The organism is Jiella flava (genome assembly GCF_017349315.1).
Taxonomy (GTDB): domain Bacteria; phylum Pseudomonadota; class Alphaproteobacteria; order Rhizobiales; family Rhizobiaceae; genus Jiella; species Jiella flava.
This window is the reverse complement of sequence record NZ_JAFMPP010000006.1, coordinates 77,904-101,728: the sequence shown is the minus strand read 5'-3', so window position 1 is coordinate 101,728 and position 23,825 is coordinate 77,904. Positions and strand designations below refer to the sequence as shown.

The 23,825-nt window shown below is 66.0% G+C and carries 16 protein-coding genes and 1 pseudogene; 5 read left to right on the top strand and 12 right to left on the bottom strand.

Translation table 11 applies throughout. The features are described 5' to 3' along the window. The first annotated feature begins 14 nt into the window (after nucleotides 1–14). The 3 genes from trkA (at nucleotide 15) to hflX (ending at nucleotide 3,215) form a co-directional block, all read left to right on the top strand. Nucleotides 15–1,391: a Trk system potassium transporter TrkA gene (trkA, locus tag J1C48_RS08800; RefSeq protein ID WP_207257466.1), complete on the top strand. Its 1,377-nt coding sequence runs from the start codon at nucleotides 15–17 to the stop codon at nucleotides 1,389–1,391. 183 nt (nucleotides 1,392–1,574) lie between these two features. Further along, the gene (gene hfq / locus J1C48_RS08795) at nucleotides 1,575–1,823 is read left to right on the top strand and encodes an RNA chaperone Hfq (protein ID WP_207257465.1); all 249 of its coding nucleotides are present in this window, start codon (nucleotides 1,575–1,577) and stop codon (nucleotides 1,821–1,823) included. Then, nucleotides 1,824–3,215, top strand: a complete 1,392-nt coding sequence (gene hflX, locus J1C48_RS08790) for a GTPase HflX (protein ID WP_207257464.1) — start codon at nucleotides 1,824–1,826, stop codon at nucleotides 3,213–3,215. Nucleotides 3,216–3,380: 165 nt separating this feature from the next. On the opposite strand, the gene J1C48_RS08785 is transcribed toward hflX, so the two are convergent. Further along, nucleotides 3,381–4,916, bottom strand: a complete 1,536-nt coding sequence (locus J1C48_RS08785; RefSeq protein ID WP_207257463.1) for a DEAD/DEAH box helicase — start codon at nucleotides 4,914–4,916, stop codon at nucleotides 3,381–3,383. A gap of 135 nt (nucleotides 4,917–5,051) precedes the next feature. Between J1C48_RS08785 and J1C48_RS08780 the strand changes: the two genes are divergently transcribed. Then, the gene (locus J1C48_RS08780; RefSeq protein WP_207257462.1) at nucleotides 5,052–5,756 is read left to right on the top strand and encodes an alpha/beta fold hydrolase; all 705 of its coding nucleotides are present in this window, start codon (nucleotides 5,052–5,054) and stop codon (nucleotides 5,754–5,756) included. A gap of 152 nt (nucleotides 5,757–5,908) precedes the next feature. Here J1C48_RS08780 and J1C48_RS08775 read toward each other — a convergent pair whose 3' ends face one another. Then, entirely contained in the window at nucleotides 5,909–6,250 is a 342-nt protein-coding gene (locus J1C48_RS08775; RefSeq protein WP_207257461.1) for a hypothetical protein, read from the bottom strand. Between the two features lie 793 nt (nucleotides 6,251–7,043). On the opposite strand from J1C48_RS08775, the gene J1C48_RS08770 reads away from it, so the two are divergent. Then, nucleotides 7,044–8,273, top strand: a complete 1,230-nt coding sequence (locus J1C48_RS08770; RefSeq protein WP_207257460.1) for a polysaccharide biosynthesis/export family protein — start codon at nucleotides 7,044–7,046, stop codon at nucleotides 8,271–8,273. A 1,263-nt stretch (nucleotides 8,274–9,536) separates the two neighbouring features. Here the strand turns inward: J1C48_RS08770 and tagF are convergent. The 10 genes and pseudogenes from tagF to tssC form a co-directional block, all read right to left on the bottom strand. Then, nucleotides 9,537–10,043: pseudogene (gene tagF / locus J1C48_RS19255) on the bottom strand (type VI secretion system-associated protein TagF); the annotation flags it as partial. A 15-nt stretch (nucleotides 10,044–10,058) separates the two neighbouring features. After that, complete coding sequence (gene tssM, locus J1C48_RS08760; protein ID WP_207257458.1) at nucleotides 10,059–13,628, bottom strand: type VI secretion system membrane subunit TssM; 3,570 nt, start codon at nucleotides 13,626–13,628, stop codon at nucleotides 10,059–10,061. Beyond that, the gene (gene tssL / locus J1C48_RS08755) at nucleotides 13,625–15,277 is read right to left on the bottom strand and encodes a type VI secretion system protein TssL, long form (protein ID WP_207257457.1); all 1,653 of its coding nucleotides are present in this window, start codon (nucleotides 15,275–15,277) and stop codon (nucleotides 13,625–13,627) included. The genes tssM and tssL overlap by 4 nt, the downstream gene beginning before the upstream one ends. Continuing rightward, entirely contained in the window at nucleotides 15,274–16,614 is a 1,341-nt protein-coding gene (gene tssK, locus J1C48_RS08750; RefSeq protein ID WP_207257456.1) for a type VI secretion system baseplate subunit TssK, read from the bottom strand. The genes tssL and tssK overlap by 4 nt, the downstream gene beginning before the upstream one ends. Nucleotides 16,615–16,633: 19 nt before the next feature. Further along, on the bottom strand, nucleotides 16,634–18,262 hold the full coding sequence (locus tag J1C48_RS08745; RefSeq protein ID WP_207257455.1) for an FHA domain-containing protein: 1,629 nt from the start codon (nucleotides 18,260–18,262) through the stop codon (nucleotides 16,634–16,636). Continuing rightward, the gene (gene tssG / locus J1C48_RS08740) at nucleotides 18,252–19,298 is read right to left on the bottom strand and encodes a type VI secretion system baseplate subunit TssG (protein WP_231081661.1); all 1,047 of its coding nucleotides are present in this window, start codon (nucleotides 19,296–19,298) and stop codon (nucleotides 18,252–18,254) included. Before tssG ends, J1C48_RS08745 begins: the two co-directional genes overlap by 11 nt. Continuing rightward, nucleotides 19,295–21,064, bottom strand: coding sequence for a type VI secretion system baseplate subunit TssF (gene tssF, locus J1C48_RS08735; RefSeq protein ID WP_207257454.1), 1,770 nt, complete (start codon nucleotides 21,062–21,064; stop codon nucleotides 19,295–19,297). Before tssF ends, tssG begins: the two co-directional genes overlap by 4 nt. Next, entirely contained in the window at nucleotides 21,057–21,566 is a 510-nt protein-coding gene (tssE, locus tag J1C48_RS08730; protein ID WP_207257453.1) for a type VI secretion system baseplate subunit TssE, read from the bottom strand. The genes tssF and tssE overlap by 8 nt, the downstream gene beginning before the upstream one ends. Further along, complete coding sequence (locus J1C48_RS08725) at nucleotides 21,559–22,383, bottom strand: type VI secretion system accessory protein TagJ (protein ID WP_207257452.1); 825 nt, start codon at nucleotides 22,381–22,383, stop codon at nucleotides 21,559–21,561. The genes tssE and J1C48_RS08725 overlap by 8 nt, the downstream gene beginning before the upstream one ends. Further along, complete coding sequence (gene tssC / locus J1C48_RS08720; RefSeq protein ID WP_207257451.1) at nucleotides 22,380–23,780, bottom strand: type VI secretion system contractile sheath large subunit; 1,401 nt, start codon at nucleotides 23,778–23,780, stop codon at nucleotides 22,380–22,382. The genes J1C48_RS08725 and tssC overlap by 4 nt, the downstream gene beginning before the upstream one ends. Nucleotides 23,781–23,825: the final 45 nt, after the last annotated feature.

The window sequence follows — 23,825 nt, the reverse complement described above, 5'->3', positions numbered from 1 at the left end:
GAGGGGCGGCCGGCATGAAGGTTGTCATTTGCGGTGCGGGGCAGGTCGGCTACGGCATTGCCGAACGGCTGGCGTCGGAGCGCAACGACGTCTCGGTGATCGATACGTCTCGCACGTTGGTTCAGGCCATTCGCGACAATCTCGACGCCCGCGGCTTCGTCGGGCATGGCGCGCAGCCGGACGTGTTGGCCGAGGCGGGCGCCGAGCAGGCCGACATGATCATCGCCGTGACGTTGCACGACGAGGTCAACATGGTCGCCTGCCAGGTCGCCCATTCGCTGTTCAATGTGCCCACGAAAATTGCAAGAATTCGCTCGCAGAGTTATCTGCAGCCCCATTGGCAAGATCTGTTTTCGACCGAGAACATGCCGATCGACGTGATCATTTCGCCGGAGACCGAGGTCGGCGAGATGGTGCTACGGCGGATCGCGCTGCCGGGTGCGATGGATGCGGTGCGCTTTGCCGACGATCACATCGCAATGGTCGCGATCGAATGCAGTGAAGACTGTCCGGTCATCAACACGCCGCTCGATCAGCTCACCGATCTGTTTCCCGATCTCAATGCCACGGTCGTCGGCATCTGGCGCGGCGACGGCCTGTTCATCCCGGGCTCGGGCGATCACATGGTGCCCGGAGACGTCGCTTATGTCGTCGCCGAGCGCGGGCATGTGCGTCGCGCCCTGGGCCTGTTCGGCCATGAGGAGCCGGAAGCCGGCCGAATCGTCATCGTCGGCGGCGGTAATATCGGCTACTACGTTGCCCACCAGATCGAGCGGCGCAAGTTCGGCGCCAAGATCCGGGTCGTGGAACACAATCACGACCGCGCGGTGGCGATCGCTGACGGGCTGAAGCGCACCATCGTGTTGCATGGCAGCGGCCTCGACCAGGGCATTTTGAAGGAAGCCGACATCGGCTCCAGCGATCTTCTGGTGGCGCTGACCAACGACGACAAGGTCAATATCCTGTCCAGCGTCATGGCCAAGCGGCTCGGCTGCAAGGGCAATCTGGCGCTGTTGAACAATGCCGACTATCAGGGGTTTACCCGGATGCTCGGCATCGACGCCTTCATCAATCCACGCACGGTGACGATCTCCCGCGTCCTGCAGCATGTCAGACGCGGGCGGATTCGGGCGGTCCACTCGATCCAGAATGGCGTTGCGGAGATCATCGAGGCCGAGGCTCTGGAAACCTCGCCGCTGGTCGGGGCGCCGCTGCGCGATCTCGATCTGCCGGACAATCTGCGGATCGGCGCCATTTTCAGAAGCGGCGCCTATGTGAAGCCGACCGGACAGACCAAGATCAAGGCGAAGGACCGGGTGGTGATCTTCGCTGCGGCAGCGGCCGTGCGTCACGTCGAGCAGATGTTTCGGGTCAGCCTGGAGTTCTTCTGACGGCGGCGATCGCGTCTTTTATGCATTTTTTCGTGCACGGCACGGAAGTTGCCTCGTGATTCTCGTCACATGGGGCTTCGAAGCGCTCGACGCCTGCGCTATCAAGAGCGTCGGGGTTCGGGCATTCGACCGCGCCGTATTTCCATTGGGCTGCAGCACAAATAGAATAAAGGACTTCTCTGCATGCCAGAGCGCACTCAGCCGCTGCAGGATCTGTTTCTCAACACGGTCCGCAAGCAGAAAATCTCTCTCACGATCTTTCTCGTCAATGGCGTCAAGCTGACAGGTGTTGTCACGTCGTTTGACAATTTTTGCGTGCTGTTACGGCGCGATGGGCACTCGCAGCTCGTCTATAAGCATGCGATCTCGACGATCATGCCCTCGCAGCCCGTGCAGATGTACGAGGGCGGCGAAGACGGCGGGAAGGCCTGATTGGCGGAATTTCAGGATAAAAAGCCGCGCGGACCGGTCGATCATTCCCGTGAGCCCACCCGGGCGGCGGTCTATGTTCCGGTGTTCAAGCAGCGACCGGATGCCGACAGCCGAACGGCGTCGAGCCTCGAAGCCGTCAGGCGCAGCGACGAGGCGCGGCTCAACGAAGCTGTTGGCCTTGCCGCTGCGATCGAACTGGAGATCGTCGCGAGCGGGATCGTCTCCGGCCAGAAGCCGCAACCGGCAACTTTGATCGGCAGTGGCAAGGTCGACGAGCTGAAGGGCATCATTGCTGCCGAGGCGATCGGCCTGATCGTCGTCGACCATCCGCTGACCCCGGTTCAGCAGCGCAATCTCGAGAAGGAACTGGACACCAAGGTTCTCGATCGGACCGGTCTGATCCTGGAGATCTTCGGCCGGCGGGCGCGCACCAAGGAGGGCCGGCTGCAGGTCGAGCTCGCGCATCTCAACTATCAGCGCGGCCGGCTCGTCCGATCCTGGACCCACCTCGAACGCCAGCGCGGCGGTGCCGGCTTCATGGGCGGCCCCGGCGAAACCCAGATCGAGGCCGACCGTCGCCAACTGCAGGAGAAGATCAAGCGGCTGGAGCGTGAGCTGGAGCAGGTGCGCCGCACCCGCCAGCTGCATCGCGCCAAGCGGCGCAAGCGGCCGCATCCGATCGTTGCGCTGGTTGGCTATACCAATGCCGGCAAATCGACATTGTTTAATCGGCTTACAAATTCCGACGTCTTCGCCCGCGATCTGTTGTTCGCGACCCTCGATCCGACACTGCGCAGGACGGTTCTGCCGCATGGAACCGAGGTCCTGTTCTCGGATACGGTCGGGTTCGTCTCCGACCTCCCGACCCATCTCGTCGCCGCGTTTCGGGCGACCCTCGAAGAGGTTGTCGAGGCCGATCTCGTCTTGCATGTGCGCGACGTCTCCGATCCCGATACGCTTGCCCAGGCCGAGGATGTGCGTCAGATCCTGCGCGATCTGAATGTCGACACCGAAGATACCGACCATGTGGTCGAGATCTGGAACAAGATCGACCGGCTAGAAGAGGATGCGCGCTATCGCCTTGCCGCGGCGCGCGATTCCCTTGCCGATCGGCGGGCGGCGCAGATCGTCTCGGCGGTCACCGGGGAGGGGACGGACGCGCTTCTCGCCGATGTCGAACGGCGGATCGCCGGGCATCTCACCCGTGTCTCGGTGGCGGTGACGCCGGAGGGTATGGGGGTGATGCCCTGGATCTACGACAATGGCAGCGTCGTTGAGCGGGAGGACGGCGAGGATGGTGTCGTGCGTTTGAAGCTCGAGATCACCACCCAGGCCCGGCAAGAACTACGCCGGCTGAGCGATAGCACGGACGGTCTATCGATCGACGGCTAACGGGCCCGAGCGCTGCCGATCGGCCACGCCGGACGCTCCAGAATCGGCCCGAAAATCGGCATTGATTTTCGGCAGAGCGGGATTCGTCGACTCAATCAGAGTGTCAGGCAGGGTGTGGGGCCGAGTGCGTGGGTCGAGTGCGGGGGCGGAAGCGAAAAATCGCACTCAGGCGCCGGTTTCGATCAGCATGAAGGCGGGGATGTCGTCACCGAAACCGACGAGTTGATTGGTCTCTTCGCCGCGCTGGCGCCCGCTGTTCTTCGGCGCATCGACGTTGCGCTTCGGCCGCGCGCGGCTCGACGTCGTGCCTCGGTCGTAGCTTGCGGACGTCGCCCGCGATGCGGTGTTGTCCTTGGCGGTCGGCCGCTCGGCGATCGCTTCCACGGGCATATCCAGTTCTCCGGCTTCGGCGCGGTCCAACACGTTGGCATTTGTCTCGTCGGCGTCGGCCGCCTCGACCTTGGCCTCGCTCCTAGAGCGGCGGCCACGCCGCTCGGTCTTCTCGCCGGCAGGCTTGCGGCCTCCGCGCCGACGGGAGCGATCGTCCTCGTCCGGCTCTTCGACAAGATCCGCGATCGTCGTGCCGTGCCACTCGATCGACGTGCCGATCATCTTCTCGATCGCGTCGAGATATTTCTTGTCGGCCTTGGTGACCAGCGTGAAGGCCTTGCCGGAGCGTCCCGCGCGTCCCGTCCGGCCGATGCGGTGCACATAATCTTCGGCATGGATCGGGACGTCGAAGTTGAAGACGTGGCTCACCTTCGGAATGTCGAGACCACGGGCGGCGACGTCCGACGCGACGAGGAGTTGGATTTTGTCCTCGCGGAAATTGTGCAGCATCATCATGCGGGCGCGCTGGTCCATGTCGCCATGCAGCGCGCCGGCGGAAAAGCCGTGCTTTTCGAGCGAGCGGAACAGGGTGGAGACGTCGCGCTTGCGATTGCAGAAGATAATGGCGTTGGTCAGATCGTCCTGCTCGCGAACAATGGTGCGCAGAACGTCCCGCTTATCCCACTCCTTGCGGCCCGCAGCGACGAGACGCTGGGTGACCGTCAAAGCGGCGGAGGCCTGTTTGGCGACCTCGACGCGCACCGGATTCTGCAGGAACTGCTCGGTGAGGCGGGTGATTTCCGGCGGCATCGTTGCCGAGAAGAACAGCGTTTGCCGGGTGAAGGGCAACAACTTGCAGATCTTTTCGATGTCCGGAATGAAGCCCATGTCGAGCATTCGGTCGGCTTCGTCGATGACCAGGATCTCGACGCCGGTCAGCAGCAGCTTGCCGCGCTCGAAATGATCGAGCAGGCGGCCGGGCGTTGCGATCAAAACATCGGCGCCGCGGTCGATCTTGCGATCCTGCTCATCGAAGGACATGCCGCCGATCAGCAGCGCGACGTTGAGCTTCTGGTCCTTGCCGTAGCGGGTGAAGGATTCTTCGACCTGCGCCGCGAGTTCGCGGGTGGGCTCGATGATCAGCGTGCGCGGCATGCGGGCCCGCGCGCGACCTTTTTCGAGGATCGTCAACATCGGCAGGACAAACGACGCCGTCTTGCCGGTTCCCGTCTGAGCGATGCCGAGCACGTCCCGCCGCTCCAGAGCATGGGGGATGGCTTCCGCCTGGATCGGCGTCGGTTCCTTATAACCGGCCGCTTCGACAGCAGCCTGTACCTTGGCGCTGAGACCGAGATCGGAGAAGAGTGTCAAGCTGGCAGTACTCTTTAAATCGAGAGAGGCGCAATGGCGCCTTTGAAGCCCAGTCGGGCGATAGGGCGAGTGCCGTCCTATGTCAACCGTCAGCACCCATATGGGGCGTCGTGGGCCGATTTTGAGGGCAGACTGGTGAAAAAGACGCAGTTGGTTGTCATTCCTGGGTTGTTGTCCACGCATGATGTCTATCGCGAGCTGATCGACGTGTTGGGGGTGGCGCCGTTCGTTGCGGATACGTTGAAGGATGATACGATCGCAGCCATGGCCCGGCGCGTGTTGGAGGCGGCGCCCGGACAGTTCGTTCTGTGCGGACACTCGATGGGCGGCTATGTGGCGTTGGAGGTGGTGCGGCTCGCACCGCAGCGGGTGGCGGGGCTGGCGCTGTTGTCGACGTCGCCGTGGCCGGACAGTGAGGAGCAGACGGCGCTACGCCGGCGATTGGTTGCGATGGCCGGCGAGCGCGGGATCGCGGCCGTCACCAAGCTGATGAGCGACCGGCTCTTTGGGGCCGCCACGCGGACTGAAGACCGCGATGCGCGCAATCTCGATATGGCGCTGGCCGTCGGTCCGGCCGTCTTTGCCCGCCAGCAGGCGGCGATCATAACGCGCCGGGACCAGCGGCCGCTGTTGCCGTCGATCGACGTGCCGACGGTTATCGTTACCGGAACCTCCGACCAAGTGATCGCGACTGAACGGTCACAGGAGATGGCGGCGGCAATTTGCGGCGCGCGGCTGATCGCCCTGCCGGACGTCGGTCATATGGTGCCGATGGAGGCGCCCGAGGCGACGGCAGACGCGCTTCAAACCCTGATCGCAACGGTCGAAGGCGCATCGTGAGCCCGTTCGGGTTGCCGCATCGCTTGGATCGTCTGGATGCCGCGATCGGTCCCAAGCACCAGTAAGGCCCGAAAACCGCTGCCGGTTTTCGGGCCGAAATCATGTCCGTTCAAATGTTTTGACCGCCGCCATCGACGGGCGGTGTTGCACGCTCAGTTCGACGCCGGGGCGAAACTGTATGGCTGGCCCGGCGTGAAGTGCAGCTCGTAAGTTTCGCTGACCTCGCCATCGGCCGGAACAACTTCGAAGAACAGACCCAGGGTGTTCGGCTCCTCTTCGTTCGGCTCGTCGGCGCGGTAGCCGACGATCTGGCCCTTCAACTGCGCGATCTCCGGGATCTCCGTGGTGGAGCGGATGGAGACGCCGTTGTCGTCATCGGTCTGAAGCTGCTGGACGAAGAAATGCATCTTCGCATCGTTGCCGCTTGGCTGGACCATCACCGTCCGCCAGACGCCTTCGAGGTCGCCGTCGGTCCAGGGGCCGACGATCTGCACGTCCTGCACGATCGGCGAGAGCTTTTCGACCGCCGTTGAAAAATCGCTGCGGGTAGCCGCTGACGTCGGCGCCTTGGTGCTCGATGTGCTGGTTCTCGGCGGGCTCGACTTGGGCGGAACTGGCGGTTTGGCCGGTGCCGCGAGAGCCGGGGCGGGGGTCGATGGCGCCGGCTGCTCCGGCGCCTTGCTCGGGACGCCGCTGTCTTGGGCAAAGGACGGATTAGTCAGGGCGAAGCAAATCGCGAGCGTACCGGCGATGGATGGATAACCTGCAGACATTATCTTCTCACCTATGGGAGGCTGGCCGAGCCCTCGTATTGAGGGGCAGTGGTGACGGCTCGAGCCTGCCTAATCGTCGTTTCTGTATATGAAGTCGGCAGGCATTGCGACAGGAATGCGCGGGATACCGCGGCACCTTCTCCGGAAGAAAATCGCCTTGCGCGGCTGGTCGATGCAACCCATTGCGGCCGATCTCCGCAGCGCATTTCGCGGTTCGCCGAACGGCGGGATTTTGGCCTGGCGGCCGCGCGATGCGCGATTCCTCGCGACCGGTTCGCCGCCGCGAATCATCACGGCGGCATTTGCGGTTCGAAGACGAATTTGCTGCAAAGCCGCGCCGCAACGGCTAGCAAAGCCGCGTCTAGCGTCGGTCGTCTTGCTTTCAAGTCGTGTAAATTTGATACACATAACAGACAATCATGACTTATGAGAAATTGCGTTGATCCGGAACATTGTCCGGTAACGAAGTCACGATTATGCCTCAATCAGATCCAATCGGTCGAAGGGCTGAAACGTGTCTCGAACGGCTTCCTGTCTTGCCGCACTGCTTCTTCTTGCCGGCTGTGGCGTTCCCAAATCCTATCTTCCCTCGTCCGGACCGAAACCGGATGCGATCGCGACCAAGACCATCGCACCCGACGGCCAACGTGTGCCGGTAATCGAACTGTCCCAGGCCAGCCGCTATCTCTGGCCGGTGACGGCCGCCGGCAGCCAGGACATGAGCATTGTCGCCGCGCAGGGCAGCCTTCGCACCCTGCCGCGCGGTCGCTTCGATCCGACACGGATCAGCACCGGCGACGTCATCGACGTAACGATTTTCGACACCGGGGAGAAGGGGCTGTTCTCCTCGACCGACAGCAAGTCTCTCGATCTCGGCAAGTTTACCGTCGATTCGCGCGGCTATGTGACCTTGCCGTTCGCCGGCCGTCAGCGGGTTGCCGGCTCGACCTCCGCCGCGGTTCAGCGGCAGATCGCCAACGCCCTGCGTGGCAGTGCGGTGAACCCGCAGGCGACGGTCAATATCGTCGCGAATGCCGGCAACCTCGTCACCGTCGACGGTTCGGTCGGCACACCGGGACAGTTTCCGCTGTCGTCCGGCGGCAGCCGGGTGCTCGACGTGATCGCCCTTGCGGGCGGGGCAAAGTCGAGCCCGGCAACGACCAACGTCACCATTCAGCGCGGCGGCCACACCGCGTCGGCACCGCTGGCGAAGATCATGGCGAACCGCGTTGAAGACGTCACCTTGATGCCGGGCGACCGGGTCAGTGTCGGCGACCAGACCGGCGGCACCGGCGCGTCTTTCACCGCCTATGGTTCGTTCAAGAGCACCGGTGAGTTCAAGTTCGAGCCCGGTCATCTTACCCTCGCCAAGGCGATCGGCCGGGTCGGCGGTCTGTTGGACGACAAGGCCGATCCGATCAACGTCTATCTGTTCCGGACCCAGAAGATGCTGCAGCCCGTGCAGACCACGGCGGTGAAGGGCTCCTATAAAGAACAGCTGTCCGCGCCGGCGATGGCGACGACGGTCACGACCAGCCCGATCATCGTCCATATCAATCTGAAGGATCCATCGAGCTTTCTGTATATGCAGCAGATCCAGATGCAGGATGACGACATCCTCTACGCGACCAATGCCCAGGCGGTGGATATGGCGAAATATATGACGGTCTTCCAGAAGACGCCGCCGTTGCCCGCAGCGCCGTCGCCGGCTCAGTCAGGTTCCAGTTCCGGATCGGGGGCTTGAAGGGCCGGCGACAGACAAAAGCTGATCGTTGACGACGGGGCTGATCGCAGGACGATCGGCCCCGTTTGCCATGTTCAAACACCGATCGGATCGGCGACGTCGTTGGCGGTGAACGTGTCGCCGCGCCGATCTCGTAAGCGGTGCGCTGGACGGCTGCGCTTGAGGTCAGGGGGCTTGCGAAAGGTCGAGGAGGCAAACTGCGAGGCCGCCCGATGCCCCGGCGAGAATGGCTTCCTGGATCAGCCCGTCGGCTGTCTCCTCGGGGTTGCCGTCGAGAAGGACACCGGCGATCGCGCGATCCTTGAGATGGCGGCCGATCGAGGGCGAGCACAGCATCAATCGGTCGCCGGAAAGGGCCGTCTCGATTGTGATATCCGGCATGGCGGAGCCTTGCGCACTGCCGAGCGAGCGCGACAGCCGCCGCCGCATGCCGACCTCGACATGATCGCGGGTGAGACAACGCATCATCCCGTCGCGCATCAGATAACCGCGACAATCGCCGATCCACAGTGCTGCGATCCGGCCGCCGCGGTGGATCGCCACGGCCAGGCTGATCGAGAAATCGTCAGGCAATTTCGAGGTTTCGCCCATCGCTTCGGCATTGCCGGTGCGCAGCAGCGTATGGACGCGGCCGAGCTTGCCTTTCAGCTCCGCGATGGCGTCGTCGAGGGCGTCATGGGCGGGACTTTCGTGGAGCACCTTTGCGACAATGCCGACGATCTTCGGACCGAGGCGATGGGCCAGCGAACTGGCGATCACGCCGGCGAAACCCGCCGCTTCGTTGACGACGATCACCGCCTGCGGCGTTGCGGCGGCATCGGCCTCATGCTGAGCGCCAGCGATCGTGGTGACAAGATCCGTTCGCGGAGCCGTTGGTCTCGCCTCCCGGAGCGGGCTGTCCGCTGCGTCCGGATCGTGATGGCCGGCTGGCGGCGGCGGGGGATGCGGGTCGGCGTCTCGTGACAGGGCGGCGTTCTCGGGCTCCTGGCGGGACGACACCGCCGCACGTTCTGCCGCGGGCTCTGAGTCCCGCGCCGGTGCAAAGTCGCTCTGAGGCCGGCTTTCGGCGCCACCTTGCGCCCTGCGGCCGCCCGGTCGCTCGACCAGGAAATCCAGAAAGCGGTCCGGTGGCGGCAGGCCGTCGCAGGCGAACTCCTTCGGTCGCACGGTCGGGCCGCCGGCGGTCCACCAGGCCGAGCCGTAGGTCGTCGCCGCCGGGCCGACTGCGCCCTCCGGATCGCGCGGGGGGCGCACGCGCCGCAGCTTGTCGCGGAAGACGGCGAGGTCGAAATCGCTCTGCAGCCCGGTGCGACCGATCGCTTCGGCGACGATGAACCAGTGCTCGTCATAGACGATCCGCGCGGTCGTACCCTCCAGCGTGCGGCGGGCGGCAATGACCAACGGAAAGCAGCGGCCGATCCGATCGCGGCTCGGCAGAAACACCCCGGTCATCGCGCTCGGTCCGCACAGCTCTGCCGCTAAGGTGAAGCGCCAGGCGGGGGCGGCCAGAAAGAGCTGTTCCCAACGATCTCCGAGGACCTGCCGGCTCGCCGACAAACTTTGCTGCAGCCACGCATCGAATCCTGTTTGAAAGCGGGGATCGAGATCGGCGGCGACGAAATCGCCATGGCTCGGCACTTTGCCGAAGAAGCCGGGATGGACGGCGGCGATCCGCGACGCCACGTCAGCGCCGCGACCGTCGTGCCCCTTGCCGGCGGGCGGGGGCGGCGACGTCGGCTCGCGACGGGGACGATGACGAAAGAGCGCCATGGGTCTCGTTACGTTTCAGAACGAACTCGGACACTGAAACGTTTTCAGTGCCGGAAGATCGAACGGATTGAGCACGGAACCGAACTGGATGTCGAACACCGCCGATTTGCCGCCGACATCGAATTCCGCGCGCATCATGTCGTTCTGTCGCGACAGGATCTTTGCGGAGTCGAGAAGGCGGAACGGGGACCAGTCGCCGCTCTCCGTCGTCGCCTGGTCGCGGTCCCCCGGCTGAAAGGCGACGAGCGACTGATTGGCGGCGTCCTTGGTCGGCCACTGGATCGACTTCGACACCTTGGGCCCATGATAATAGACCACCCGTTCGCCATCGACTTCGAGCATCACGGCGTTGGCGGCGTCGGATAGCGACACGGGCACGACATTGATGGACAGGGTGGGCGTCGGCGAATCCGAGCCGAAGAATGCCCGCCGGATCGCGTCGGCTTCCTCGAAGGACGTCAGGGCCTGGCTCTCCTGCCCCTTCGCGCCAAAGGCACCGCGCCATGTCCAGGGCGTCTTGGTGGTGTCGACAAAGGGGGCGAGGCGCTTGGTGAAGAAGCTCTGGAACAGCCCCTGCGGTCCGAACAGTTGGGTGAAGTCGGCGAGGGGGATGTCCTCCTTCGAAGTGCGCTTGAACGGATAGCGGTCGTTGACGGCGGCGGCGCAGAGCGATGCCCCTTCGCTCTGCCAGGCCTCGGCGAAGGTGTGGCGGGCGGTCTTCACCGAGAGCGCGTTCACGTCGGCCGCAAGCCCGACCATCCAGGTTGCCACCGGTTCCGGCAGGCGGCGGGCCGCCTGGAGAAGATCCTGATTGGACTTGGTCAGCTGACCGTCGGCATCGAAGACCTGGGCGATGGCCGCGGTGGACGTCGAGGCGCGCGAAAGCTGCTGGTAGACGGCGTCGAGAAGCGGCTGGAGCGCCGCGATCTGCGACGGCTTCTCCTTGCCGGACGAGGCGCCGGCGGCGTCGCTCGCGGCATCGGCGACATCGGTCAGGCCGCCTTTGCCGGCGGGCTTCAGCGCCTTGCGCAAATCGCCGTAGGGGTCTGGAGTGTTGCCGAGGGTGACGGCCGAAGCCAGCGTTCCGGCGGCGCTTGCATCCACTTCGGAGGCGTCGGTGGCAGCGCCGTCGTCGGACGGGCCAGCGGCATCGGCGAGGCGGACGCTGGGCGGCCGCAGATCGGTGGCTGCGGCGACGGATTTGGCGAGATCCTCTACCGGGCTCGGGACGCTGGCGAGAATGCGGGCGGTTTCTGTCTCGTCGGCGATGGTTTGCGGCTGGCGGACCCGGATATCCTTCATCAGCGAGGTCCAGTTCTTGGTGAAGGCATCGTCATAGAGGTCGAGGGTCGCTTTGGAAACGGCGTCGACGGTATCGGAGGTGGTCGCAGCGGGGGAGCCCCGCACCCAGCCCTCGTTGAGAGCCGTGCGGACAGCCTCGTCGAGCTTCGGCAGGACGATCTGGTTGTAGCCGACGGCGGTGAAAAGCCCCGGAACGCCGGACTGGAGGTTTTGGCCGGAGATGCGTTCGAAAGCTCTTTCTCCGACCGGACCCAACGCGTCGGCAGCGTCCCAGCTCGCTACGTCGGCCGCATGCGCGTCCTCCCTGAGAAGCGCCAGGGCGCGCTGAGGATAGGTCAGGCCGGCGATCCGGCTGCGCGCCTTGGAGATCAGCACCGTATCGAGCGTCAGCGGCGGCAGATCGCCTTCGGCCATCAAGGTCGCGTGGCGGGTCAGCGAAGCGCGCACCATGGCGCGTCCCTCTTCGGGATAGAGCGTCTTGAACAGCCGCGCCGACTGCGTCTTGACATAGCCGGGGTCCAGCGGCCCGAGACCGCCGAGCATACCGTAGAGCTTCAAGGCGTCGAAGATCTGGTTCGGATCCTTGCTCTTGTCCATGATGGTCTGCAACTCGACCAGCATGCGCGGCAGGAGGAGGGCATTGAGCGCTCGCTGATAGGCGTCGCGCTGGCGGCTGGCGATCTTCGGCTGCTGATCGAGCCCGAAGCTCGGCGGCCAGACGCCGATGGCGTCGAAGCCGCTGGTCACGCCGGCGAGCTCGTCGAGTGCCGGCAGCACGCGCAGGAAGTCGGCGTCGGACACATTGGTGACGGGAATGCCTTTGATCGCGCTCTGATAGGCGGCGATCTTATTGTTCGCCTCAGCCAGTGCCGAGCTGTTCTGGAAATAGGCGATGGTCCAACTCGCCAGAACGAAGACCAGCAGCGACACGGCACCGCCATAGGCGAGCTGGCGAAAGACCCGCTGGCGCCGCGACAGACGGCGGTCACGGCTGACGAGCGCCGCTTCGCCGAAGATCACGTCGGTGAACAGGCGGGTGAGAAAATAGCTCCGGCGCATACGCGGCACCGGCTGCGCGATGAGATTGCGAGCCGACTTCTGGGTCTGCGTGCCCGAGGCGAGATAGACGCCGCGCAGCAGCGGCGGCACGACCAGCTTGGAGCCCGAGCACAGCTCGGTCAGGATCTCGTGGACGCCATCCTCGAGGGCGGACAGCTCGGCCGGAAAGCGGAAGATGCGGCCGCGGATCTCCAAATCCGGCTCCTGTTGCAGCCGCTCGATCAGCATCGCGCCGACCCGCTCCTGGAGGAGGCCGAATTCCTCCTGGAACTTCTCCGGCAGCACGCTCGCCTTGTTGCTGGCCGCCAGATCGAAGGTCATGCCCCAGACCTGTTCGCGGTCGCTCTTGTTGAAGCCGTCGAAGAATTCGGTGAAGCCGGTCAGAAGATCGGCCTTGGTCAGCACGAGATAGACCGGCACCCGGGCCTTGAGGAACTCGTCCATCTCGGCAAGGCGCTTGCGGATCGCCCGCACCTCGTTGCGGCGGGCATCGGGATCCTGGCCGAGGAGATCCTGGATCGACAGGATGATCAGCGCGCCGTTGACCGGCTGCGAGCGCCGGTAGCGCTTCAAGAGGTTGAGCAGACCTTCCCAGCCGGCCTTGGCCGCGCCGTTGAGGTCGTCCTGAATGGTGTAGCGGCCGGCGGTGTCGACGAGGATCGCGTCCTCGCTGAACCACCAATTGCAGGTGCGCGTGCCGGCGACCCCGTCGACGCCTTCGCTGCCGCTGGCTTCCCCGAGTGGAAAGGTGAGGCCGGAATTGGTCACGGCGGTGGTTTTGCCGGAGCCCGGCGCGCCGAAAATCACGTACCAGGGCAACTCGTAAACATAGCCGAGCCGCCGCCGGGTGACCCGCCTGAGCAGCGCCAGCGCATCGCGCAGCTGACCGCGCACCGCCTCGACCTCGGCGCTGCGCTCGCCCTCGGCCAGGGCTTCGGCGTCCTGCTCGATCCCCTCGACCAGCTCCTTGTCGCGCTTGCGCGATCGATAGGCCGAGACGCCGAGATAGATCAGCCAGGCGAGGACGACGAGGCCGATGGCGATCAGGCGGTGGCTCTGGCTTGCCAGCGGCTTGAAGCTGCCGAAGGCGGCGAGATAGCCGTAGAACCAGATGACGAAGCAGATCGCCACGACCCAGATCAGCGACAGGAAGCGCCGGCCGATCAGCCCGGCATAGGCCTCCGCATAGGAGCGGATTGTATAGAAGGAACTGAGCGGGTTCACTGCGCGGAGCCTTGCGAAGCGGGGGGAACAGTCGGGGTGGGCTTGACCGGCGCCGCGGCTGGCGCGGCGTCGCGGGTCGAGGGTTCAGGCAAGGCTGTTTGCGCGCCCTTCAGATCGGGGATCGCTGTTGCGGCGGGCTGTTGCGGCGCCGGAGCCCCCATCGCCTGGGCACCCGAGTTTTCGAGCCGATTGGCGGCGTCGGTCATCACCAGGATTTCCGTGCGCCGATTCTTCTCCCGACCCTCGGGGGTGTCGTTGCTGGCGATCGGATCGCTGTCGGCGCGCCCCTCGGTGGTGACCTGGCCGGGGCCGGTGAACTGCGACAGCACGTCGCCGACAGCCTTGGCGCGGGCCTTGGAAAGGTCGTAGTTCGACGGGAATTCCGGCGTATGGATGGGAACGTTGTCGGTGTAACCGACGACGACCGCCTTGAAGTCTTCCGACGCCAAGGCCCCACCGATGCGCTGCAACAGTCCCTGGAATTTCGGATTGACATCGGCACTGCCGGTGTCGAACAGGCCGGCATTGGAAATCCGCACCAAGAGGCGCCCATTGGCGTTGGAGAGCCCGACGAGACCCTTCTCCACCTCCGGCTGCAGGAAGGCCATCAGGTTTTTAAGCCGCTTTTCGAGGTCCGAAACCTGGGGCTTGGCCGGCGGCGTTGGTTTGGGCGGCGGCGGTGCCGTTTTCGGCGCGGCCTTGACCGTTTCGACCTTCGGGGCCGGCGGCGGCGGAGGCGGTGCCAGCGACGGCGCCTGGTTCGGCGGCAGCGAGGCGAGGGCGCTGAAGGTGCCGTCCGAGGCGCGGTTGAGGCCGATCAGGAAGAACAGATAGCCGATGCCGAGGATCAGCGCGAGGAGCGCGAGAAGCGTCCACAACACCGTCGCCGTGCGCAGAGGCTTATGCCGGGCGTTGACGCCGCGCCAATGGGGCGAGAGTTCGCGCTCGAACACGCCGAACTGCCCGAGCAGCGTGCGGTAGAGGCTTTCGCGGATGCGTTCGAGTTCCAGCGCGCCGCGGGCGGAGACCCGGGTGCGCCCCTCGAAGGCGAGCGAGATGCAAAGATAGATGAGGAGCAGAAGGTCCTTGTTCGCGCCCGGGCTTTGGTGGAAGTGGTCGAGCAGGTCGAACACCCGGTCGCCGCCGGTGACATCCATGTGGAAGGTCGAGACGAGGCCCTGCCGCGCCCAGGCGATTCGCTCGCCCCAGGGCTGGGCGAGAATGACGTCGTCGATGGTGGCGCAGATGACGTAGTGGGCGGCGCGGGCCCGCTCTGGACTGATCCGGGCGCTGGCGAGATCGCGCTCATAGCGGCGCACCGCCTCGATCACCGTCGGGCGCAACTCCTCGATATTGGGGGCGGAACCGCGCTGGCGAAGCTCATGGGCGAGATTGAGCAGGGGCGCGGCCGAGGCGACGATGACCGGCACTTCGCTGCCACCGAAGCGGAAGCTGCGCAGCAGCACCTCCGGCGACCAGCCGCCACCCTGCGGCCGCTGCGGCGCCGCCATCGGCGGCCCATCGGCGAAGGGCGGGGCGGACTCGACGAGATCGTCGAAGACTTCGGGCGCGCGTTGGTCCTTGGTCCGAAGGTCGTCGTCGGATCCGAGCGTCGTTCGATCACCGGTCGGGGGGAAGGTCGCACTCATTCACGCAGCGCCCATAGTTCCATGTCGAGTTCGGGGAAGTCGCCGGCCAGATGCAGCGCGATCGCGCCGCTGGTCTCCAGCTGTTTCCAAAGCGGCGAGCCGGTATCCAGCTCGAAGTAGACGCGGCCCGAGCGATACGGCAGCTGCCGCGGCAGCACCGGCAAGGGGCGGACGGGGATACCGGGAAGGGCGACGTTGACGAGCTCGACGATGCGCTCGATCGGACCGACCTTGATCTGCGCCGGCAGCTTGCGGCGGATGTCCTCGGCCGGCATGTCGGCGCCGACGACCAGGACGAAGCCGGCGCTCGCCAGCAGCGAGCGGTCGCGGATCGTTCCGACGCGCACGCCGTGGCGGCGCTCGACGAGATCGATGGCGACGGCGGTCTGGGCGAGAACGGCCGACAGCGAGGTGCGCAGGTCCTCGAAGACCGCGTGAAAGGTCGCTTTCAGATCGTCATGGCGATAGGGCGGAAACTCGCTTGCCCGTTTCGCGTCGGCGGTGAAGGTTGAAAGTTCGCCCGCGAGCTGGATGCAGAACTCGTAAAAGCTCATCGGATGGAGCCGGCTGGCATTGGCCGCGATATGGGCTAGCATCGGGTCCGCCCGATTGAGGATCTGCAGAAGGAAGAAATCCCCGACCTCGGCGGTGCCACGAATGGTCGGATCGCCGATCCGGTCGGCGATCGCGGCGGCGCGGTGGCGCACGATGCCGAGAAGTTCGGTGACGAGTTCGCGCAGCCGGCCCTCGGCGGCGCAGGTCAGGCTTGGCGCGAGAAAATCCGGATCGAGATCGACCGAGCGATCCGAGCGCACCTCGATGACCCGCGCAAGACCGATGAGATCGTAGCCGGCCAGTTCGTCGCTACCCGTCAGAAACCGCAGATTCAGCCGCGCCACGTCGATCGGCGCGATGAAATCGGTGTCGATGTTGGCGTCCGGCGCCTCGAAGGGCGTGGCGGCGATCCGCGCCCCGTTCAATTCGCCCTTCGGCTGCATCACCGCATAGGCCTTGCCCGGCCGGCGCGCGGGCAGCGCGAGATAGACCATCTCGTTCTTCACCGTGTCGTGGAGATCCAGCGGTGGCGGCAAGTCGGTGTCGCCGGGGGCCTCAAACGGCGTGCCGTCGGGCAGGATGCCGCGAATACCCGACAGGGCGAATTGGCCGATGGCCAGCGCGCTGCGATCGATCTCGATGTCGGCCAAGCCCCAGGCATAGGGGATCGTCTCGTGCAGGGTCGTGCGCACGAGCCGTTCCGTCCAGCGATCGGACTGCTGGAAGTGCTGCACGCGAAGGAACATGCCTTCGCTCCATGCCACCCGGTTCTCGTTCTTCATTGCGCTCGCTTTGCTCTCGTCAATGGTCGTCGCTCATGGGGGGTGTTTCGGTCGATGGCGTGCGGTCCTCGTGGCCGATCAGCCGCTGCAGGATTTGCGACACCGACAGATCCTTGCCGTCTTGCCGGAAGGCGGCCCGGTATTCCGTCCAGTAGAGGCCGGGGCGCCTCAGGACGGCGAAGATGCCGCGCCGGCGGTCCACCCGTGCCTCGATCAACCGCGGCTCGAACAGCTGGCCAGCGTCTTGGAGCATCCGGGCGAGCCCTTCGCGCTGGGCAATCTGATGGGCGACAATCATTTCCAGCCGCATTTCGGGCGTATCGGTGCGCCGCGCCTGCGGCCGCGCGCTCTCGGGCAGGCCGAGCAGCGCGGACATTTCGTCCACCGCCTCTTCAGCTTCGCGTAGCAGCGTTTCGAGACGCGGCGGCCGGCTGTCGGCCGATGGTATCGCGTCGGCCATGGCAACCGGCGGCGCGGGCGGTGGCGGCATATCCGAGACGACGGCTGCGAGCGTCGGCCGCGGCCGCGCTGTGGGCGTCGGCTTGGCCTCACGCGGGCCGTTGGCGCGATCGACATCCAGGGGCTGGGGCTTCGGCGGCGTTGCCAAGATATCGGTCACGCTCGGCCCGGTCATGGGCTGTGCCGGGCCTTCGGGAAAACGCGGCTGCCCGAACGGCCCGTCGGCGGTCGACGGCAGATGCGGCGGCTGTGTTTCGCGCGGCCGGGAAAAGACGTCGTCAAGCAAGGCGCTGCCTGGCTCCCGCTCCGGCCGCCGTGGCGCAGGGTCGGCGTCGTGGCTCGGCTGCGGCACCAGGGTCGGTCGCGGCGGGATCGCCGCCTCGCCAGCCGGCGGCGTGGCTGGCGGTGCCTCTTCGCTCGGCGCGGTTGGCCGCTCCTTCTCGGGTGGCGCGAGACCTTCAAAGACATCGTCTGGGATCTCGGCCGGCGTTTCATCGCGCCGGCCTGAACCGTAGCGCATGTGCGACACGGCGGTGGTGATCGCCGGGCGGTGTTCGAGCTCGCTGGCATAGGTCGTATCGGCAGCGTCGTCGTTCCAATCGTCGGGCAGCAGCGGCCGGTCGCTGCCGATCTTCGGCGGGCCGTCCCAGCCGATCTCGACGTGGCGGGAGGAGGGGCCGCGCGGCGTTTCGCCGAATGCGCCGACCGCCGGGCGCGGGGCACCCGCAGAGAGCCGTTCGTCGTCGAAGAGGTGGCCGGCCAAGCCGCTGCCGGACGCGCGGGCCGGCGCGACGTCGGCGAGGATCGAGGAGATCGTTGGTGCCTCTTCGCTCAGCCGCAGATCGGCCGAGGGGTCGTCCAGATCGGGCTCCGGCTCGCCGAATACGGCGACGGCGAATGCCACGTCGCCAAAGGCGATGGTCGAGCCTTGCAGCAGCCGTGCCCGCTCGCCCTGGCGCAGCAGCGCGTCGTTCACTCGCGTGCCATGGGCGCTGAGATCTTGCAGAAAGAAGCCGTCGCGGTCGCGGGCGATGACGCAGTGATGGTCGGACAGGTCCGGACTCTCATCGGCGACCGGCCAGTCGCAGTCGCGACCGCCCCCAAGGGTGCGCCGCCCGCGTTCCAGCGTCCAGCCGCGGCGGGTATTCGGCGCCTCGGGGCCAGCGGTCTGGCGCAGTTCAAGCCGCATGCGTTGCCTCCCTGCTGCCGACCTCGGCCGGATAGAACGCGTCGCCGCTGTCCGCCACCGCTGGCGCCACCCGTGCCCAGCTGTTCCAGCCAAGCCGCGGCGCCGCCGGGCCTTGGCTGCCGAGCTGGCAAAGCGGGATCTCGTCTTTTTTCAGGACCATCTGCACGTCAAAGGTCAGACCCGAGCCGACGAAAAGCTGGGTCAGCGCCACCAGTGCGGCGGCATCCGGCTTGCCGGGCGCAAAGGCGAGATAGTCGTCGTAGCCCAATGGCCCGAGGACGATGCGAAAGCCCGAGGAGTGGTCCTTGATCGAGGCCCCGGCGATCGTGTCGACGCCGAGTTGCGAACGGCCGTCGATGGCGGTTCGGTCGCTGTCGGCAATCGTCAGCCAGCGCGGGCGAAACTGCTCGATGCGCACCGGGACGCCCGTCACTTCGGCGAGCATGGCCTGCAGGCTGGCCGCGTTGCGGATGCGCTGGGCGAAGAAGCCGGAATACCGCAGGAGGATATCGGGATCGATGCGGCTTTCGGTGCGCAGCCGTTCCGAGTTGAAGCCGGTGAGCGAGAACAGCGTCTTGAGGAAGGCATTGCCCGTCTTGCCGCCGGCCTCGGCCCAGCGCAGCCGCCGGGCCAGCCGGTATTTCTCGGCGGCGCCGACGAGAAGGGCGGTGATCCGGGCGGTGAAGAGATCGACGAAGCTGCGCAGGGCGTGGGAGCGGTTGCGCTCTTCGCGCATTACCGCCTCGTCATAGGAGGGCGGTAGGACGCCGAGCGAGCCGATCAGACCGCCGGCGGGCGTCGCCGCCACGCGGTCGCCGCCGCGCTCAGTCCCGATCGTCACCGCAACCGCCGCCGGCCGCACGCCGAAGGTGGAGGTGACGCGCACCGCCGGATCTTCGGTCGCAACCCGAAACGCGGTGGTGAATTCGAAACGCCCGGGGTCGTTTGCCAGCCGCTGGCGCAGCATCTCCGCGTCGCTATCGTTGGCGGTACTCGGCGCCCATTGAACGTCGGGGAGTTTTTCCAATGCGCTCATAACAGCGGCCTTTCCGCCGCCCGCGGCGCAAAGCGCGCGACCGGTCGCGATTGGCCCCGCAGATGCACGGTGAGCCGGGTGTAGCTGTTGATAGAGGTGTAAAGGCCGAAAAAGCGGTCGAGCACTGCGCCGAAAAGATAGGCCGAGGGCCGGTCGATCGTCGCCGGATCGAAGGTCAAGGCGATTTCCGTGCCCGGCACCATGCCGGCCTGGATCCGGGTCGTGGCGCTCGTCGTCTCGATGCTGGCGATCGAGCCGGCGAGCTGGCGCGTTTCCGGCGTATCACGGAAGGCGTAGAGCTTGAGGATGTCCTTCAGCGCGCTGCCGCCCTGATCGGCGAGCGACAGATGGTTGAGAAGAAGATGCGACATCAGCCGCCAATTTCGGCCATCGGCTTCGTCAAGCCGGACCGTCGGCGTCGGCGGCACCAGCGCCTCGACCGCCTCGATCGTCTCCATGCCGTCGACCAAGGAGAGATGCGGATGGCCGCCGCCAAACGGCAGGCTTTCCGGCAGATCGCGATTGAGACACAGCGTTTCGACACTTGCCACAGCGTCCAGCGGGCCGGTGCTGCGCCGGTTTTCGTCGACAAAGGCGATGTCGACGTCGCTGCTGCCGTCGTCGGAAAACTGCCGGTTAACCTGCCAGTAGACGCCGGTGTGGGAGGTCCGCGTGCGCCCGAAGAACGGGACGCTCGGATAGCGCGTGCCGGTGCGTTCGCCGACATTGACGGCGGTGACCGAATGGATCTCGCGGCTCTTCTGGCGGCGCGAATCCGGGATCAGCCGATATTCGGTGCGGGTGCCATCGAGGGTGATTGGCTCGCACAGCTGGCGAAAGAGATTGACCACCGGGGTGGCGTTGATCACGAAATCTTCGGCTGAAACCGCCTGTTCGAGCGTGCTGTTCGACTCGTCGAGATAGACAAAGATTTCAAGATCCTTGCCGGCCCAGGCGTCGAGGCCGTCGATCTCGAGAAACAGGAATTTCTGCGGGAGGGCGAAGAATTCGGTCAGCAGCCGGTAGCCGGAAAAGCTGGTCGGCGGGTAGGGCAGCAACCCTTCATCGGCGTCGAATCCCACCGCCCGCAGCCGCGTCTTCGGCAAAAGGATCGGCTCCGGATCGCTGGAATGACGGGCAAGAGCAAGGCCGAGCGTGTGGTTCATCAACAACTCGGCGAGGCCGCTCGCCTGGCGCCAGGAGCCAGCGAGAAAGAAGCGCAGCCGCGACAGGCCGATCTCGCCGATGCCGTTGGCTCCGCCCGCCGGGCGCAGCGACAGGCGCAGGCATGAGGCCGCGCCGCGATGGGGCGAGGCGGGCGCTTCGATCGGCTGGCTGGCGAGCCGCGCCGCCGCCAGACGAACCGGTGCGACCTCGACATGCTGCGAAGTCCGAAAGCGGCAGCTTTCGCCGTTGATCGGCTCGGCCTGGATCTCGGTATGGCGTGGTACGGGCAGCACGCCGGCGGCGCCGGAACCCGGCTGGAAGCGCACGACGGACATCGACGGGATCGGCGCCAGATAATGCGGATAGAGCGTTTCGAGCAGGCCGCTGGTCAGCTCCGGAAACTCGTCGTCGAGCTTTTGCCGCACCCGCGCGGCGCTGAAGGCGAAGCTCTGGACGAGCCGCTCGACATGGGGATCGTCGGCGACCTCGCCGGTCAGCCGCAGCCGCCCCGCGACCTTCGGAAACGCCTTGGCAAAGCGGGCCGCGCGCTCACGCAGAGCGTCGAGTTCCTCGTTGTAATGGGCGAGGAAGTCAGCCATGCGGGGCCTCGATCTCGATCCGCGAGGTCGACGGGTCGACCATCGATTCCAGTCTGATCGGCGGCATGCCTTCATAAAGGCGGAATGTCGCCTGGATGCGCATGCGCAGCGCCCGGTCGCGGTCGTCGCTGCGCTTGATGATGGTGACAGAGACGTTGGACAGCCGCGTCTCGAACATCGCGATGCGTCGCTCGACGGCCCGGGCAAAGCGCAGCTTCGCCGCCTCGGTGGCGAGATTGGCGGCGACGAATCCGTCGATCCCGTAAGAGACCAGCGCGCTGTCCAGAGCGGGCAGGGCAGCCGGCGTGCTGACCGGATTGCGCCGGGTGTTGAGCAGCGCTTCGAGGTCACGCCGGATGCCCTCGCGCAGCTGCCGCATCTGATCCACCGGCCGCTGCGGCGCGTCCTCGGGGCTGTCCGGCTCGGCGTCGATCAGCCGGTCGAGGAGCGGGCGGGCGTAGCCGGCGGTGCTGGGGACGAAGCGGTCGAGCGGATCAGGCATGCAGCGCCTCCCGATCGGCCGGCGCCGCGGCCTCCAGCGTCTTGAGTTCGAGGATCGGCAGAAGATCATCGCCGGACAGGAAGCAGCGCTGGCCGCAGCCGACGGTGATGCCGCTGCCGAGATCCTGCCAGGCGGTCTCGCGCCCGAGCTTGACCTCTGCCGCCTGCGTGCCGCCATGATAGAGCATCGGGACGAGCACCGTGCCGACGCTGCCATCATGCAGCGTCAGCTCGGCTTCGCGAAAGGCGATGTCCCGCGGCCGGCTCATCGGCTTGAGGGTCAGGGCGGCGATCTTGGCGAAGTCGACCCACAGATAGGCGCCGCCGGACGAGATCGCCTCCAGCGCATGGGGCGTGCGGTCGTCGCAATCGCGAAAATCGGCCACCGGGGTGCCGTTGACGATCATCGCCTGGCCGGCGCGCTCATCTTCCAGGGCTTCGAGCAGCGGCTTGGTCTCGCTCTGCGTGCCTTTACGTGCGCTGACCGAAAGGCGCAGGGCGAGCGCATCGCAGGCGCTCGGCTCCCCCGGAAAGGCCGGCACGGCCCCCTCGGTAAAGAAGGCCTCGCGCGCGGCCATGCCGCGCAATTCGCCACGCAGCCGTGCGAAGCCGACGGCGAGGTCCGGCGAGAACGTGCTGGCGAGGGCGCATTGCTTGTCGGCCCGCTCGAATTGGCCTTCAAGGATCAGCAGATCGATCAGCAGGTTGCGCGCGACGGCATCCGACGGGCCATCGCGCACGGCCGCGGTCGCCGCAGCCACCGCCTCGTCGAGGGCGTTGCGATCGAGGGCTTCGGAGATTTGAGCGGCGAGCGTCATGCGAAGACCCTTTCTGGGACGGCGGGACCGCGATCGCGGGTCTCGCCCGCAAGGCCGGGCGATTCCGCCACGAGGTGAAAGCTCGTCGTGACGTCGTCGAGCTGGAAATGCGGCTGGAGGCGGACGGTGCAGGCGAAGCTGCCGGGTTTGCCGGGGATCTCGCCGACCTCGATGCCGGCCGAGCGCAGGGGATAGCGGGTGCGCAGCTCCTGGCTCGCATCGTCGTTGCCGAGGGTGTATTCGGCCAGCCAGTCGGCCAGCCGGCGCTCGATGATGCTGGCGTCCGAAAGGGCGCCGATCTCGTCGCGCATGATCACCTTAAGGTAATGCGAGAAGCGCGAGGCGCAGAGCACATATTGCAGCATCGCCGCGAGGCGGGCGTTTTGACGGGCGCTTTCGGAGGAATAGCGACCCGGCGAATGCAGCGACTGGTTGGAATTGAAGATCAGCGCCGGCGACAGATAGGTCGTGCCGATCGGGATCAGGCCTTTGTCGGCCATTTGCTGTTGCTGCTGGACCGTCAGGCGCACCTCGACCGGCGGCTGCTCGGAAAGCCCGGCGCTCTCGATGCCGAGATCGAGGGGCAACAGCTCGCTCGGCCCCAGCATGCCGCCGTCGACACGATCCTGGGTGACGCCGCGAAGATCGGCAAACCAGCCGGTATCGATGAAGGCGCGGATGACGATCGCGGCAAAGGCGAAGGCGCCGTTGCCCCACAACAGCGTGCTTCCGTCGCTGGCGATCGTTTCCTGGAACGGAAAGCCGTCGTCACGGCACCGCTCATAGGGTGTATAGGGGGCGCGAAACAGGATGCGCGGCGCGACCAGGCCGAGAAAGCGCGAGTCTTCGTCCGAGCGCATCGACAGCCAGCGAACGAGGCCGGGATCGCGGTCGGTGAGGGACAAGTCGAAGGTGCGGTTGAGGTCGCTGAACTCCGCCAGACCGAGCGCCTCGGGTGCGGCGCCGGCGACGAATGGGCTGAAGGCGGCGGCCGCGACGCCGCCGATCGCTTGCAGCGCGCCGACCGTATCGCCGGTGCCACGGGGCGTCGGGGACAAGAGATAGTCGCCGACCAACAGCCCGAAGGGCTCGCCGCCGGGTGCTCCGAATTCGCGATTATAGACGAGGTCGAACAGCGCGCTTTGATCGAATTCGCCGGCCCGTTCGAGGCTGCGGCCAAGGTCGCGCCAGCTGACGGACACGACCTTGATCTTGACGTCCTCGCTGCGTGCCGCCGTGCGGACGAGCAAGGCCAGCCCCCGCCACCGCGCCTCCATCTCCTGGAATTGCGGATGATGGATGATCGCGTTGACTTGACGCTCCAGCGCCGCGTCGATCTTGGCGATGACGCGATCGCAGACGGTCCGGAAGATCCAATCGGACGGGTCGCCCCTCATGGCCTCATTTCCTGCGGCGGTTGATGCCGGCCGCGCGGAGGCGAC

Excerpts from the sequence above, each read along its gene's own strand:
- tssG (WP_231081661.1), bottom strand. The coding sequence starts at position 19,298 with ATGAGCGCATTGGAAAAACTCCCCGACGTTCAATGGGCGCCGAGTACC.
- tssK (WP_207257456.1), bottom strand. The coding sequence starts at position 16,614 with ATGAAGAACGAGAACCGGGTGGCATGGAGCGAAGGCATGTTCCTTCGC.
- tssF (WP_207257454.1), bottom strand. The coding sequence starts at position 21,064 with ATGGCTGACTTCCTCGCCCATTACAACGAGGAACTCGACGCTCTGCGT.
- trkA (WP_207257466.1), top strand. The coding sequence starts at position 15 with ATGAAGGTTGTCATTTGCGGTGCGGGGCAGGTCGGCTACGGCATTGCC.
- tssE (WP_207257453.1), bottom strand. The coding sequence starts at position 21,566 with ATGCCTGATCCGCTCGACCGCTTCGTCCCCAGCACCGCCGGCTACGCC.
- tssL (WP_207257457.1), bottom strand. The coding sequence starts at position 15,277 with ATGAGTGCGACCTTCCCCCCGACCGGTGATCGAACGACGCTCGGATCC.
- tssC (WP_207257451.1), bottom strand. The coding sequence starts at position 23,780 with ATGAGGGGCGACCCGTCCGATTGGATCTTCCGGACCGTCTGCGATCGC.
- J1C48_RS08745 (WP_207257455.1), bottom strand. The coding sequence starts at position 18,262 with ATGCGGCTTGAACTGCGCCAGACCGCTGGCCCCGAGGCGCCGAATACC.
- J1C48_RS08725 (WP_207257452.1), bottom strand. The coding sequence starts at position 22,383 with ATGACGCTCGCCGCTCAAATCTCCGAAGCCCTCGATCGCAACGCCCTC.
- hfq (WP_207257465.1), top strand. The coding sequence starts at position 1,575 with ATGCCAGAGCGCACTCAGCCGCTGCAGGATCTGTTTCTCAACACGGTC.